Here is a 12,966-nt window from a genome sequence, read left to right as displayed (position 1 = left end):
AAAATAACTTTTTGGCTGATTTATTAGTCAACCTGGTGCGTTATAAAACGATTAAACTGCATTTGCAGCGTATTTATCATTTGTGATGACCAGCGCACCGCACTGTTCTCTTGTACGGTCTGCGGCATCCAGATTGCCCACGCGAACAGCGCCATGCACAGAAACCGCTCCAGTTGGTTGCCTTTTTGCGGCACGAGGATAGGCAGACGAAAACGCCAGCGGCAGGGCCAAAGCAGGGGGACGCCCGCCGGGGTCAACATGTCGGCCAGAATGTGGCTGAGATAACCGAGAACCATACCTTGTAAGGCATCCGCTGGAATTATCCAGGTATCAGGGACTTTCAGGTAAAACGTGGCCAGCAGGGCAAAAACCGCCAGCAGGCTATGCGTAAACCCGCGATGACCAAATGCCCGGGCAATGGGCTTTGATACCCACTTCAGACGCTGCCCCAGCAGGGATTTGGGATGATCGATATCCGGCAGCAAGCACGTTAAAATGGCTGAAGGAACAATATGCCACCAGTCACCCTGCGCAAGAACGGGCGTTAGCTCGGCATTCTTGGCAAATACCGCACAGGCAATAGAAAAAAGAAGGTGACCTTCCGCCGTCATGATAAAACCCAATAAACTGTCGATTCATACAGTATAGGGGTTTTATACAGTAGGCGGAAGAGGTGACGTTGTAACCCTTTGTCACAAGTGCGCCTTTACCGCGCCAGCCAACTGCCATCCACGGCTAGCGTATAACCATGTATATAGTCCGAGGCAGCACTTGCGAGGAACACGACCGGGCCTTTCAGGTCATCAGGCGTGCCCAGCGTCCGGCAGGCGGGCAATGCGATCATTGCCCGTCGCAGGATTAGCCGCGCAGGTGAGCGGCAGTGAGTTCGGTGAGCGAGGCCAGTTTGACGTCGGCCAGAACGAAGCGAGGATCGTCCTGATTTTCATGCGCAGGTACTACGATGGAACGCATACGGGCGGCTTTCGAAGCAATCATGCCGTTCACCGAGTCTTCCAGTGCTACGCAGTTTATAGGGTCAATGCCCAGTTTTGCCGCGCAATCGAGATAAACCTGCGGATGCGGTTTGCTGTAGGGCAGTTTTTCCGCAGAAGCCAGTGCATCGAAGCTGCTGCGCAGATCAAACATGGTTAGCACTTTTTCCAGCATATGCAGCGGCGAGGCGGATGCCAGTCCTACTTTCAACCCCTGAGATTTGCACAATGCCACGGCCTCACGCACGCCCGGCAGCAGTGGTTTTGTTTCTTCAACTAACGCAATTGCCCGGGTAATGATGCGCTCGGTTACTTCCTGACGTGAGGGACCGTTCCACGGTTGCTGTGCAAACCACAAATCAACCACCATGTCGATGCGTAAGCCAAGTGTATCGGGAAGTTCATGGCGGCGGGAGATATCAACGCCTAAACTTGCTATCACATCCAGTTCGGCCTGATCCCAAAGCGGTTCAGAATCGACCAGTAATCCATCCATATCGAAAATTGCAGCAAGAATTTGACGCGGGGTTGACATCACAACCTCTCCTTTACGGGTGATAAAAGGGATTAAGAGCCAGCCTGGACGGGCTCTGAGCGTTCATTATGGCTAATTCAGCAGTATACCGCCTTTAAAGATCAGGCGAAAACGATAATCAACGGGTAAACTTAGGCCAAAATGACACGTCTTAATCAAGGGGAACTCATGACGTATCAACAAGCTGGACGCATTGCCATCTTGAAAAGGCTGGTGGGATGGGTGATTTTCATTCCCGCGCTGATTTCAACCCTGGTTTCAGTACTGAAGTTTATGTATGCGCACAGCGAAAAGCAGGAAGGGATTAACGCGGTCATGCTCGATTTTGCTCATGTGATGATCGACATGATGCGTGTGAACACACCTTTTCTTAACGTGTTTTGGTATAACTCGCCGACGCCCGATTTTCAAAGTGGACTGAATCTCGTTTTTTGGCTGATTTTCATTCTGATTTTTATCGGTCTGGCGTTGCAGGATTCAGGCGCCAGAATGAGCCGTCAGGCGCGTTATTTACGCGAGGGCGTTGAGGACCAGTTGATTCTGGAACAGGCAAAGGGCAGTGAAGGGTTATCACGCGAGCAACTTGAGTCGCGTATTGTGGTACCGCACCATACGATCTTTTTACAAATTTTCCCGCTCTATATTTTGCCGGTGATCGTTATCGTGATTGGCTACTTCTTCTTTTCATTACTGGGTTTTTTGTAACTGCTGCACTATCAGGCCTGACGCGTTGTGAAACGCCAGGCCAGATAAGCAACGTGCGACTTTGCTAAGCCGCCAGTAACCGGTCCAGCGCTTTCTGCGCCACGACCAGATGCTGTCCCCCGAACAGAATAGCCCTGTTCAGCAGCGTATAGAGCTGGTAGACAGGCTGTCTGTCGAGAAAATCCAATGGTAGCGGAGAAACAGACTGATAACCGTCATAGAGTTGCGGCGGCTGATCGGTATGTAACGGCAGCATTGCCAGGTCACACTCTCTGTCCCCCCAGTAGCAGGCAGGGTCAAAGATGTACGGGCCGTTCGGGCCGAGGGCGCAGTTCCCGGACCACAAATCACCATGCAGAAGAGATGGCTGCGGCTGATGGGAAGAGAGACGCTGCTGAACATGCTCGACAATGGCGTCGATATTGCCAAACGCAATGCCTTTTTCAGCGGCGAGTTCCAGCTGCCAGCCAATACGCTGCTCGGCAAAAAAGGTTGACCAGCGACGTTGCCAGGTGTTGGGCTGCGGCGTGGTAGAGAGCGCATTATCGAAGTCGAGCCCAAACTGCGGCTGATCGCTCCATTCATGCAAATGCGCCAACTGTTGGCCGAGGATAAACGCGTTGTGCGCATCAAGCGGACGGGGAGGGAGGAAATCCATCACCAGAAAGCTGTAATCTCTGTCTGCGCCTACCGCCCAGACTTTCGGTACAGATACGGTTTGACTGCGAGAAAGTAGCTCCAGCTGATCGGCTTCCGCCGTAAAGCCGGTTAACAGCTCTCTTTCATCGCATTTAACGAAAAAATCGCGCCCCGCATAGCGTAAATGCCATGCGGCGTGGATCTCTCCGCCGGGCAGTTCGTTACGCAGTTCGATTTCGCCTTCACCTAATTGCTCGCTTAAAAGACGACTGATAGCCTGCCACATGATGTCTCTCCCCATGTTGTCTGCCAGATCATAAGGTTAGCGCAAGAATGCGGTTAAAAAACACGAACTGACGCACACCACGGACGCGTCATCGCTGGAAAGGCACTTAATGTGTGTCGTTCTTCTTCACCTCGCATCGTTGTGAAGACGCCTGGTCGCACATGATTCACTGCTTTGTAATCATGTGATTTTTTATCATAGACGTATAACACCCATGCCGACAGTTTTACGGGGAAATCCCCTTGTATCTAGACAAGGGGAAGCCGTCATTACTGAGCCAGATACGCGTATATTTTTTGCGTATCGTCTAAAGCGCACAGACGCGTACCCTGATTCAGGGTGGCGGCGCTACCTGCGGCGACACCGTAACGAACAATATCTGCAAAAGGTGCGCTCTCCGCCAGTTTAAGCGTCATGGCCCCGACCATACTGTCGCCCGCACCTACGGTACTTTGACTCTTCACCGGTGGCGGAACCACCTGGACACAGGTTTCACGATCAACGCCAAGCGCTCCTTGTGGTCCAAGCGAGACCACTACGCGATGCGCTTTTCCGCTTTGCACGATTTCCTGCGCGGCGTTGCGCACATCATCGGGCTGCGTGAGTTCGCGATTCACCAGCGCGCTCAGTTCTTTGAGGTTGGGTTTGACCAGTTCGATATTGCCGATGGTTAATGCTGCTGCCAGCGCTTCGCCAGAACTATCGACGATACAGCGAATCCCTTGTTTTTGTGCTGTGGTAATGAGCCGGGTCAGCTTCTCAAGCTGTACACCAGGCGGCAAACTGCCGCTAATAACCAGCAGTGCGCCAGACTCAATTTCCAGCACCTGATCCTGAAGTTGGTAGAACTCATCATCGGTGAGCGCAGCGCCTGGCATGACGAAACGATACTGTTCGCCGCTGGACTCAACGTGGACATGGAGATTTTGTCGGGTCCAGTCTTTAGCTTCGACGGTGGACACGGGAACATTTTCGTCGGCGAGCAAAGCAACAAGATGCTCTCCGGTGGCGCCACCCGCAGGGAAGATGGCCGTAGCGGTGCCGCCAAGATGGGCAATTGCGCGAGCGACGTTGATACCGCCGCCGCCGGGTTCAAAAACCGGCGAGGTACAGCGAAGCTTACCTTCCGGGTAGATTTGCGGCGTGATTGTTGCGCTATCGAGAGAGGGCGCAAGTGTTAACGTATAGATACGTACCATCTTTACCTCCTGTTAGGCTGTCCTCAGTCTGGCACTTAACCCCCCGAAAGTGAAGTAATTAACAACATGATTTTTCATATCTTTATTTAAAATAATCGCGTTAAAGATATATAAATAAAAAAACGGTTTAGGAACGCTCTTATTCAAAAAATGAAATAAGAATTTATTGCTATGTTATTCGAGTCTTTTTATAATTTGTTACCTTTCAAGGGTCTTTTGTCATTGATCCATATGAAAGTTTCCGAGACCGTTATGGTCTCTTTTTTTGTTGTACGGACTCTTAATAAATGAAGCTTTTGAAGACAGTGCCCGCAGCGTTACTGCTGACGGGTGGCCTGCTTGCGTCAATGCAGGCTGCCGCCGATGATTCCGTTTTTACTGTCATGGATGACCCTTCCAGCGCGAAAAAACCCTTTGAAGGTAACCTGAACGCGGGATATCTCGCCCAGTCAGGCAACACAAAAAGTTCTTCTTTAACTGCAGACACCACCATGACCTGGTACGGTCAAAATACGGCGTGGTCTTTGTGGGGAAATGCCAGCAATACCTCCTCAAATGATGAGCGTTCATCAGAGAAATATGCCGTAGGTGGCCGTAGTCGTTACAACATGACCGACTATGACTATCTCTTTGGTCAGGCAAGCTGGCTGACCGACCGTTACAACGGCTATCGCGAGCGTGACGTGCTAACCGCAGGTTATGGTCGTCAGTTCCTCAACGGACCGGTGCACAGCTTCCGTTTTGAATTCGGTCCAGGTGTGCGCTATGACGAGCACACGGATGGCACCACCGAAACACAGCCGCTGGGCTATGCGTCCGGGGCCTATGCGTGGCAGATGACGGACAATACTAAGTTTACGCAAGGTGTGTCGGTATTTGGTGCTGACGATACAACGCTCAATTCTGAAACGGCCTTGAACGTTGCCATCAACGAACACTTTGGGTTAAAGGTGGCTTACAACGTTACCTGGAACTCTGAACCACCGGCAACAGCGCCGGAGCATACCGATCGTCGTACTACTGTGTCACTCGGCTATCGTATGTAATGACAAGCCGGGTCAAATAATTGGCCCGGCTTTTCTCAATTAACGTTAAATTTATTTAATATTAAATCTGTGTTTTATTTTTAATACTTATCAATAACGCGCTATTTTCAGACGAATTCGATTTAATTGATAAATACAACGGAACCGGGACAGCGTGTGCCAGTATTTTAACCCCAGATCATCGCAGCCCAACGTAGCATCAGCATTGCCGCACAAATAACGAGCAGTATCACAACCATCTTCCAGTGTTTCTTCGCAAAGCGATTTGTTGGCATTGTCCTTTTCCTGCTCAGGTTAGATGACTTTATACAAGTGTAACAAAAACGTCAGGGTGTCAGTGAATTGATTTACATCATAGAGTGCGCGTTGATTGTTGCTTTGATCGGCTCGTAATGCCGTGTACACTGTCAAACGGTGTTATCAAAAAGCGGGTGTAGGTCCAGTGTAGCCATTAAGGCGACCAGTGACATATTTCGCAGAGTGAAGCGGGAATCAGCCCACACCTTTTTGATGATTTTAAATATTGAATCTTTGTATGTGATCTTACGTGTAAGTACCATCCGGAATTTCACCTCATTCCTATCTGTTCCTTCCTGTTTCACCAATTCCGCACTACATCTCACTTTCTTTAATTTACCCGTTTCAATTTAGTTCATCTTGTCCTTGTTCGTGTCGTAGAATCTGTGTACCAAATCGTGTACCAATTCCGACAAAGCTGAATAGGGACAAGCATGCCTCTCAACGATACCAAGCTCAGACGTATAGCTGGCAAGCCATATGATGGACCAGAGGAGATTGCTGATGGTGGTGGACTTTCTGCCAGGATCAGCCCAAAGGGACTAATCACCTTTCAGTACCGCTATCGTTTCAACGGTAAACCGGCCAGGCTAAAACTTGGCACCTACGGCAAGATGTCGATCAAAGAAGCCCGTGACGCGATGGAAGAATGCAAAGGTTGGCTGGAAGAGGGGCGCGACCCGGCAATGCAGCGGAAGAAAGCCAGGGACATCGTATCCAGTTCGCCGAGCATCAGCACTCTCGTTGATGAGTGGCTGGAAACCCCATCAGTAAAAGAGATGGTTAAATACGAATACTGGAAGCGGATGCTGAAGCTTCACGTTACCGACAATTACGGCCGACTGATAGCAGATGAGATGAGCCCTGTTGAATGGGAGCAGATATTCCTGCGCATAACGAAAGGTGGTTCGCCAGTTCAGGCCGGTAATGTTCTGGTGAAGATGAAGCAGGTGATCCGCTATGCTCTGCGCCGAAAGCGTATAACTTCAAATTCGCTTATGTTACTCGAAATTAATGATGTCGGTAGCCGCCCGGATGACGGGGAGAGATTTCTTAATGATGATGAGATAGGCGCGTTCTGGAATGCTATCGATAAAACAAAGATGTCATGGCAAAACAAAATGCTGATCCGCATTGTTGCTCTTACCGGCTGCCGCGGCGTTGAATTGAGATTAGCAAGGAAGGGTGACTTTGACCTGAAGGCGAGGGAATGGGTTATACCGAAAGAGAACTCTAAAACGCGCAAGCGCTTTGTGCGAGGGATTTCTCAACTGGCAGCCGATTATCTGCAGAAGGTTTTTGATGTATACCCCGATCAGTCAATCGTGTTTCCACCGGCTAAGCTGCAGGTGGACAGGCCTATGTCAGCCAGTACATTGATTTCCATTGCGGGGCAGGTGGAAGAGGTTATGGGTGGGGAACACTGGTCCCTGCACGACCTGCGAAGAACGTGCAAAACAAAGATGGCTGAGCTTGGTGTTGCGCCTCACGTATCAGAGAAGATACTCGGGCATAAGTTAACGGGGATGCTGGCTGTTTATGACCAGTATGATTACATCCCCGAGCAGCAGGCAGCAGCGGAATTGTGGGCTGATAAGATTCAGGCGTGTGCAGCCAATAGCCCTTTATCTTTGCAGAACTGAATGACTTCTACGTAGCGGAAGAGAGCGCCACCTTTCGGAGGGTGGATTTCTTCCACTTCCTGCGGAAATGGTGTGCCAGATTCTTCCCACTGTTTGCGCTTGCGATAAAACGTGGTTCTGGAGATACCACCAAGCATCTCCTGAACTCGCTCACGGTTAACCAGAACCGGCTGAATGCTGATTGTTGTTTGCATGCTTTTCTCCAGGCAAAAAGAATCCCGGGTGAACCGGGAAAATGGGGGATAACGTGGCAGTGCATTCGCACCCAATAGCCAGCTCATAACTGGCTATAAGTTGCGTCAGTCGTCTTCATCGTCCCACCAATCTTCGTCATCACCTTCGTGACAATCAGAGAGAAGCGGATTGGTTGCAGATAGCATGTCACTGGCTGCTCCACGGCGTTGAAGTCGTCGTAGCGCCTCATATAATTCGAAGGCTTCAGTTCTCTCATCACCTATTTCGAGAGAGCAAGCTACCTGATGAGCTTCTGGAACTAGCTCGGCTAACTTGTTGCGAATATCCTGAATGGTGCTCATATCTATCCTCATGCCGCCCGCATAGCGCGGAGGCGTTTTAAGTGTTCTGCCGTTTCAAGTTCGGCGCGTATCTGTGCCGCCTCGTGTGGGGCGAGGTGCTCAAAGTCATTGTTGAATCGGTCGATTGAAGCAGTGTTGATCCGGCCCTGTCGCCAGTAGCGGACTATTTCTGATGTGACGGAATGGATTATCACCGGCCACCCGGCGCTGTCAGCGTATATCTGACCCCGTTGAATTAGCTGGAACATTGGCAGGCTCCATACGCAAAACTTTGCGGATTTTGTTTTCTTCCACGTTCAGATCGGCGGCGAAGCTTTTAACCAATTCTTCTCCTTTAAATTCCCGGCATGAATAGCCCATGAACCATTCACGCAAGCCAGTAAACGCTGGCCCATCTTCCGGGTCTTCAACAAATGCCGCCGAGGCGTTTGATACCTCAGAGCAGTCTAAGCATTGCTTGAAACTTTGACCTGAACCGTCCCACACGCCGTGTGAATAGGCGTAATTCTCACCAGGCGTAATGTTGCATCCACACTCGCAGCACTTGTGTTGCTTTCGGGCTTTGCGCTGCTCTTGCCCAAATACTGCTGGCATATCACACATCACATCCTCCTATTCCTATTTTCTTCATCCTGCTGACAACTGACGCACATCGTGCATCCCGGATACGCATCAAGTAACTTGTCTCCGCATTCCTCACAGTGCGTTGCTGATACTGCTGAGTGGTTGAGTCTGTGAGCGGCTACTGCCATTTCTATTCGCTGCTGAGTAAGCTCGCTTGCAGCGTCAAGGGTATCTGGTGTCATAGTCAGTGCTCCATGAAATGTCGGTTAATTCGGTTGAAGGTGAACGCGAGAAAATAAAAAGGCCGACATAGCGACCTTGTGATTCGTTTGGTTAGCGTCATGCGGCCTCCCGTCGAGCGAGAAGTTTCGCTCCGAAAGTCATTAGTTCGTCCCGTTCCACAGTTGCGAAGTGGCAGTGTGTACGCGGGTACGGATGCCAGATGATGAGCATCGAGCCTTTGTTGTTGCCGCTTACCGGCTTACCGGTGACCGGGTTGATAAATGCCAGCCGCCCGGCGGTGATGAAGCGAACCTCGCTGGCGGTCTGGATAGCTTCCTTGAACCAGCCAACCGAAGTGTCTGCCGGAACAAGCATCACCGTACCGATCTGATTTCTGCTCTCGGCGGCCGCCTTTTTCACGAAAGGTGTGATGTCGCTGTAAGGTGGATTTAGCCAGACGTAGCCAGGTACATTCAGATAATCAGCCCAGGATGTTTCCAGCGTGTTCTGCTCGGCGGTGATGAACTTCCTACACAGCGCGTTATGCGGTGCGGCGGCTGCGTCAAGTTGAAAACAGAATTCAGCATCAAGCGCCGCGAACAGTGCCGGTGGTGTGCGCCAGAGGTCTCGCTGGTCTAGCGGTGTTTTACTTCCGCCATAATCACCGTTCAACTTCTCAGTTGGCAGAGTTGCGGCGATGCGCTCACCTATCCAGCGCATTACAGGTACTGCCATGCTATTGCCGATCGCTTTGTAGCGCGGCCCGTCCGGGCATTCAGCAGCATCCTTCCCGCGCCAGCCGATCAGAGTGTGATTATCAGGAAAGCCCTGAAGGCGCTCGCACTCAATCGGTGTTAGGCGGCGAACCTGCATTCCGTACTGAACGACGTCAGCGGATGAGAGAGAATCCTGAGTGAAAGCCACATCTTCCTGATAACCTTTGCCCTGAGGGCCAGCTGCATCGTGACGACCGATAGAAGCATGTTGGATACAGATGGCAGGGGGTTGGCCGCTGTTAGCATGGCTTTTATCGTGGTTGCCTGATCGAACCGTTGGTGACAGATCTGACGTCGCATCAGCTCCATTATCTTTGTAGCTAAATGCAATGCAGGCGTTTTCTTGCCCGTTGTTGCGCCCGAGTGTGTGCGCAAGTTCTCGGTTAATGTCTGGATCTTGAGTTCCATGAACGACATAAGTTTCCAAATCCTCGGCAGTGCTGTCGTTTTCTTTTGCAAGAAGAGTTCGGGAAACATCAGAGTAAGAATCTGATACGAGCCCGGAGCCGCGCTGGCTAAACAATTCCTGATTACTAGCGCCGATTCCGCCAATATTGTTGGACTGATTTAGGGTTGGGTGAGGGTTTGCTGGGTTATCCCAGTGACTACCGACTTTAGTGCGCTCTCCAGCATTTCTGGCAATTTCCGGTTGCGATTCTCGGCGCGGCGCAGAATCCCGGCGCACGCTGTCGAGCTCAAAAAGTACCGCTGCGGGATCGAATCCTTTTCGAGCACTTGCGACAACGAACACACGGCGGCGTCGTTGGGCCACTCCGAAAAATTGAGCATCAAGGACGCGCCAGGCAATAACCCTTTCTGGTCCAGACACACAACCTGCGTGCGTCCATTTTCCCCCTGCTGGCTGCAATTCACTGCTTTCTCCGGCAAGTCCTGCCAGAAAGAACCCGAAGGCATTGTCTTTGCTACTGAGTACGCCGGGGACGTTTTCCCAGACGATGATTGATTCTGGTTCACCGCGTTCGCGGCGATTTGCGTCGATTGCATTGGCTAATTCCACGTAAGAGAGGGTTAACTGGCCACGGTCGTCAGACAAGCCTTCACGTAAGCCGGCGATGCTGAATGCCTGGCAAGGCGTACCGCCGACCAGAACATCAGGCGCTTCTACTTCACCAGCTCGCACCGCATCCGCGATTTTTGTCATGTCGCCGAGGTTTGTTACTTCCGGCCAGTGATGGGCGAGGACAGCAGAGGGGAATGGTTCGATTTCAGAGAACCAGGCGGGCTTCCAGCCGATAGGCTCCCATGCTTTGCTGGCAGCTTCGATACCGCTGCACACGCTTCCGTATTTCATGATTCACGCTCCGGATCCATGTTATCCCATCCATTCCGCTCAATATTCACAGCAAGCCGCTTATCTCCGACCTCTTCGATACTCCTACCGGTAATCTCTGCTACTTCTGCGTTGGTGTAGCGCATGAGAATCGCTAACTCTTCAGCTGACCATTCACGCATAGTTAATCCTCCGGAGCGGGCCAGCGCGTTACGCTTGCTTCTGACTGAGTAAATTGAGCGACCGGTTGCCGTGGCTATCTCTTCCTCTGAGAACCGACCAAAGAGATGAAGCTCTGCCGCCGTCCATGGCTTACCGGTCATCTTGCTGATGAGTGGTGCGCCAATACGTGACGCCTGGCGAGTGATTGCCGATTCGGAACGCTCAAGCTTTTCTGCGATAACCTGAACCGGCATTGTTCTGCCAACTTCATGTAGGAACAGGTTTTCCCACGGTTGCCATGCGACGCTGCTCATGCCGCTTTACCATGGCATTTTATTTTCTGGATCTCAGATTCCAGATCCGCAAGAAAGCTCTTAACTTCAGATTCGATTTCTCGCGCAAGTTCTTCATCGAAATTAATACGCTTCTTGAAATACGCGAGATCAGGCGGCAAGCGATCATCGAAACTAACGAAATCACACCATTTCCGCCCGGTGCACATCATCTGTGCATGCATTTGCAGCATGTACTGGCGCTTTGGCTCACCTGTTTTCAGCGTTTCAAGATGGGTCCAAGTGTTGGGGCATTTGATTTCGATAAGCCCGTCGTCGTTAACAAGTCCGTCCGGGCTGGCTGCGAATCCATAGATGGCTGGGTGATCGATGAGTCCAACTTCAGTGATTTCAGCATCGAACTCATTTAGCGCATACATCTCACGGGCTACTGGCTCCAGTTCGGTACCTCGCATCATCGCGGCATTCGAAAACCCTTCCTCCATCTTCCCGGTCAGCCGTTGGCAAATCAGATCTGCCATGTAGTTCTGGCGGCTGGCGGAGTAGCCAGACTTAGTACGGGCCATGACATCAGCCAGGCGACTGGCTGTGACCTTGCCGCAGCGCGCAGCAAACCATTCAGGGGTGCGTTGTTCCATCATTCAGCCTCCATCTCTGCGACATTGACAGGTTCGGCACTGTCGACTGCAAGACTCATGTCATACATGCGGCGCTTCTCAACTGCGCCGATCACCTGTTTCTCTTCTCCGCTTAACGCCACCCAGAACTCCTGATACTTGACGGTACCAAGACGCGCGGCAGACTCACCTTTTGCGATTAGTTCCGGGCGACGGCTATCTGATTCATGGCCCACGTGAACCTCTGCCGTTGTTCCTTCAATAACTCTCTCTGCCTCGTCCTGATCGAAGATGCCAGCGAAACCAAAGGCCAGGCGCGCGCACTGGATAAGCGTCTTGTGGCGAAGCATGCGGGTAGGGTGGGACTGCCAGGGTTGAGTATTACGTTTACATTCGCCCATGTACTCGGTGACGATGGTCGGGTGCTTACGGTCTTTGCGGTAAATCTTGCAGGTGCATGCGCCTTCTTCTTTGTCGTAAGAGAATTCCATGCCGTCAAACTGCGGGTGCTCGTTGATAATACGCGCCCATCCATCGACGCCGACTACCGGGACAATCCCGCCTTTATCGGGGAAGGCGTAAATCTCTTTGGTCCATGGGTTCAGACCGTACTGGTTGGCGACGATCAGCAGGGCTGTAAACTGTTCGTCCGTTACGTTGCCACCTTTAAACGCTGTATTCTTCAGCGTATTCATCAGGTCTGTACCGGCATCCATTCCGAGGCGTGCTGCCAGTTTCCCGGCCATGGTGGAAAGTGCAGTGCTCATTGTTAATCCCCTCAAAAATTAAAACGGGCAGCCGGTACGGTGTTCCCAGTCGTGCTCCGCCTGGGCGTAAGCAACTGCCGAAATGAAATCGTTGTAGACCTCGCCAGCTTTATCGCTGCGAAGTCCTTCGTATGGGCTGGAATCAATCGGGACCGTGAAGTGGAAGAGGCCGGACGGCTCTTTTGGCATCATGTCAATGATTTGCTGCGCCCGGTCGTCGATCCACTTCTCTTTCTCTTCGGTGAGTTTCTGCTCAACCCATCGCCGATCTTCGATGCGGTCGTAAGTGAGGAATGCGTTCATGATTGCCTCAGTAATGGATTTTCGCGCAAGGGATCAGGTCATCTTTCAGAGCGGTAAGCACTTCGATAGCCTGTTCGCGGGTTAAGCTGGTGT

17 protein-coding genes and 2 pseudogenes are annotated in these 12,966 nt (G+C 51.5%); 3 read left to right on the top strand and 16 right to left on the bottom strand.

The window, feature by feature from the left end:
* Nucleotides 1-23: 23 nt before the first annotated feature.
* From OGW44_RS04270 to hxpB, 3 genes and pseudogenes are all read right to left on the bottom strand, one after another.
* Complete coding sequence (locus OGW44_RS04270) at nt 24-623, bottom strand: metal-dependent hydrolase (protein WP_087121839.1); 600 nt, start codon at nt 621-623, stop codon at nt 24-26.
* A gap of 83 nt (nt 624-706) precedes the next feature.
* Nucleotides 707-828: pseudogene (locus OGW44_RS04265) on the bottom strand (2-deoxy-D-gluconate 3-dehydrogenase); the annotation flags it as partial.
* A gap of 30 nt (nt 829-858) precedes the next feature.
* Nucleotides 859-1,527, bottom strand: coding sequence for a hexitol phosphatase HxpB (gene hxpB, locus OGW44_RS04260; protein WP_016156335.1), 669 nt, complete (start codon nt 1,525-1,527; stop codon nt 859-861).
* Between the two features lie 168 nt (nt 1,528-1,695).
* Between hxpB and OGW44_RS04255 the strand changes: the two genes are divergently transcribed.
* Nucleotides 1,696-2,232, top strand: a complete 537-nt coding sequence (locus tag OGW44_RS04255) for a YniB family protein (RefSeq protein ID WP_019076635.1) — start codon at nt 1,696-1,698, stop codon at nt 2,230-2,232.
* A gap of 64 nt (nt 2,233-2,296) precedes the next feature.
* Here the strand turns inward: OGW44_RS04255 and OGW44_RS04250 are convergent, their stop codons facing one another.
* Nucleotides 2,297-3,157 carry a fructosamine kinase family protein gene (locus OGW44_RS04250; protein WP_016152861.1) on the bottom strand — a complete coding sequence of 287 codons (861 nt, stop codon included), beginning with the start codon at nt 3,155-3,157 and terminating at the stop codon, nt 2,297-2,299.
* 269 nt (nt 3,158-3,426) lie between these two features.
* Nucleotides 3,427-4,356, bottom strand: a complete 930-nt coding sequence (gene pfkB, locus OGW44_RS04245) for a 6-phosphofructokinase II (protein ID WP_016156336.1) — start codon at nt 4,354-4,356, stop codon at nt 3,427-3,429.
* A gap of 287 nt (nt 4,357-4,643) precedes the next feature.
* On the opposite strand from pfkB, the gene OGW44_RS04240 reads away from it, so the two are divergent.
* A complete protein-coding gene (locus tag OGW44_RS04240) occupies nt 4,644-5,402 on the top strand; it encodes a DUF481 domain-containing protein (protein ID WP_016156337.1) in 759 nt (252 codons plus the stop codon).
* A 167-nt stretch (nt 5,403-5,569) separates the two neighbouring features.
* On the opposite strand, the gene yniD is transcribed toward OGW44_RS04240, so the two are convergent.
* The gene (yniD, locus tag OGW44_RS04235; protein ID WP_003030590.1) at nt 5,570-5,677 is read right to left on the bottom strand and encodes a small membrane protein YniD; all 108 of its coding nucleotides are present in this window, start codon (nt 5,675-5,677) and stop codon (nt 5,570-5,572) included.
* Between the two features lie 456 nt (nt 5,678-6,133).
* On the opposite strand from yniD, the gene OGW44_RS04230 reads away from it, so the two are divergent.
* Nucleotides 6,134-7,342: a tyrosine-type recombinase/integrase gene (locus OGW44_RS04230; RefSeq protein WP_185654397.1), complete on the top strand. Its 1,209-nt coding sequence runs from the start codon at nt 6,134-6,136 to the stop codon at nt 7,340-7,342.
* On the opposite strand, the gene OGW44_RS04225 is transcribed toward OGW44_RS04230, so the two are convergent.
* The 10 genes and pseudogenes from OGW44_RS04225 to gamL all read right to left on the bottom strand — a co-directional run bounded on the left by OGW44_RS04225 (nt 7,300) and on the right by gamL (nt 12,873).
* Nucleotides 7,300-7,536: a hypothetical protein gene (locus OGW44_RS04225; RefSeq protein ID WP_032936075.1), complete on the bottom strand. Its 237-nt coding sequence runs from the start codon at nt 7,534-7,536 to the stop codon at nt 7,300-7,302. The genes OGW44_RS04230 and OGW44_RS04225 overlap by 43 nt on opposite strands.
* Before the next feature lie 105 nt (nt 7,537-7,641).
* Nucleotides 7,642-7,878 (bottom strand): hypothetical protein, encoded by a 237-nt coding sequence (locus OGW44_RS04220; protein ID WP_149911443.1) that lies wholly within the window; start codon nt 7,876-7,878, stop codon nt 7,642-7,644.
* An 8-nt stretch (nt 7,879-7,886) separates the two neighbouring features.
* Entirely contained in the window at nt 7,887-8,126 is a 240-nt protein-coding gene (locus OGW44_RS04215) for a DUF4222 domain-containing protein (protein ID WP_185654399.1), read from the bottom strand.
* A complete protein-coding gene (locus tag OGW44_RS04210; protein WP_185654400.1) occupies nt 8,089-8,481 on the bottom strand; it encodes a hypothetical protein in 393 nt (130 codons plus the stop codon). The genes OGW44_RS04215 and OGW44_RS04210 overlap by 38 nt, the downstream gene beginning before the upstream one ends.
* Nucleotides 8,482-8,781: 300 nt before the next feature.
* Nucleotides 8,782-9,336, bottom strand: coding sequence for a phage N-6-adenine-methyltransferase (locus OGW44_RS25630; protein WP_502873892.1), 555 nt, complete (start codon nt 9,334-9,336; stop codon nt 8,782-8,784).
* Nucleotides 9,337-10,752, bottom strand: a pseudogene (locus OGW44_RS04205) (DNA cytosine methyltransferase); the annotation flags it as partial.
* Nucleotides 10,749-11,207, bottom strand: a complete 459-nt coding sequence (locus tag OGW44_RS04200) for a hypothetical protein (protein WP_260490247.1) — start codon at nt 11,205-11,207, stop codon at nt 10,749-10,751. The pseudogene OGW44_RS04205 and the gene OGW44_RS04200, both read right to left, overlap by 4 nt.
* Complete coding sequence (locus OGW44_RS04195) at nt 11,204-11,827, bottom strand: lambda exonuclease family protein (protein WP_069219605.1); 624 nt, start codon at nt 11,825-11,827, stop codon at nt 11,204-11,206. The genes OGW44_RS04200 and OGW44_RS04195 overlap by 4 nt, the downstream gene beginning before the upstream one ends.
* A complete protein-coding gene (gene bet, locus OGW44_RS04190) occupies nt 11,824-12,570 on the bottom strand; it encodes a phage recombination protein Bet (protein WP_069219606.1) in 747 nt (248 codons plus the stop codon). The genes OGW44_RS04195 and bet overlap by 4 nt, the downstream gene beginning before the upstream one ends.
* Nucleotides 12,571-12,588: 18 nt before the next feature.
* Nucleotides 12,589-12,873 carry a host nuclease inhibitor GamL gene (gamL, locus tag OGW44_RS04185; RefSeq protein ID WP_069219607.1) on the bottom strand — a complete coding sequence of 95 codons (285 nt, stop codon included), beginning with the start codon at nt 12,871-12,873 and terminating at the stop codon, nt 12,589-12,591.
* Nucleotides 12,874-12,966: the final 93 nt, after the last annotated feature.

The sequence above is a fragment of the Citrobacter sp. Cb023 genome (assembly GCF_030336805.1).
Taxonomy (GTDB): Bacteria; Pseudomonadota; Gammaproteobacteria; order Enterobacterales; family Enterobacteriaceae; genus Citrobacter; species Citrobacter braakii.
Note: the sequence above shows the minus strand (reverse complement) of the source record. Positions and strands in the feature narration are given on the sequence as shown.

Excerpts from the sequence above, each read along its gene's own strand:
- OGW44_RS04220 (WP_149911443.1), bottom strand. The coding sequence starts at position 7,878 with ATGAGCACCATTCAGGATATTCGCAACAAGTTAGCCGAGCTAGTTCCA.
- OGW44_RS04225 (WP_032936075.1), bottom strand. The coding sequence starts at position 7,536 with ATGCAAACAACAATCAGCATTCAGCCGGTTCTGGTTAACCGTGAGCGA.
- pfkB (WP_016156336.1), bottom strand. The coding sequence starts at position 4,356 with ATGGTACGTATCTATACGTTAACACTTGCGCCCTCTCTCGATAGCGCA.
- OGW44_RS04195 (WP_069219605.1), bottom strand. The coding sequence starts at position 11,827 with ATGATGGAACAACGCACCCCTGAATGGTTTGCTGCGCGCTGCGGCAAG.
- OGW44_RS04230 (WP_185654397.1), top strand. The coding sequence starts at position 6,134 with ATGCCTCTCAACGATACCAAGCTCAGACGTATAGCTGGCAAGCCATAT.
- OGW44_RS04215 (WP_185654399.1), bottom strand. The coding sequence starts at position 8,126 with ATGTTCCAGCTAATTCAACGGGGTCAGATATACGCTGACAGCGCCGGG.
- OGW44_RS04240 (WP_016156337.1), top strand. The coding sequence starts at position 4,644 with ATGAAGCTTTTGAAGACAGTGCCCGCAGCGTTACTGCTGACGGGTGGC.
- yniD (WP_003030590.1), bottom strand. The coding sequence starts at position 5,677 with ATGCCAACAAATCGCTTTGCGAAGAAACACTGGAAGATGGTTGTGATA.
- OGW44_RS04210 (WP_185654400.1), bottom strand. The coding sequence starts at position 8,481 with ATGTGTGATATGCCAGCAGTATTTGGGCAAGAGCAGCGCAAAGCCCGA.
- gamL (WP_069219607.1), bottom strand. The coding sequence starts at position 12,873 with ATGAACGCATTCCTCACTTACGACCGCATCGAAGATCGGCGATGGGTT.
- OGW44_RS04200 (WP_260490247.1), bottom strand. The coding sequence starts at position 11,207 with ATGAGCAGCGTCGCATGGCAACCGTGGGAAAACCTGTTCCTACATGAA.
- bet (WP_069219606.1), bottom strand. The coding sequence starts at position 12,570 with ATGAGCACTGCACTTTCCACCATGGCCGGGAAACTGGCAGCACGCCTC.
- OGW44_RS04250 (WP_016152861.1), bottom strand. The coding sequence starts at position 3,157 with ATGTGGCAGGCTATCAGTCGTCTTTTAAGCGAGCAATTAGGTGAAGGC.
- OGW44_RS04255 (WP_019076635.1), top strand. The coding sequence starts at position 1,696 with ATGACGTATCAACAAGCTGGACGCATTGCCATCTTGAAAAGGCTGGTG.
- hxpB (WP_016156335.1), bottom strand. The coding sequence starts at position 1,527 with ATGTCAACCCCGCGTCAAATTCTTGCTGCAATTTTCGATATGGATGGA.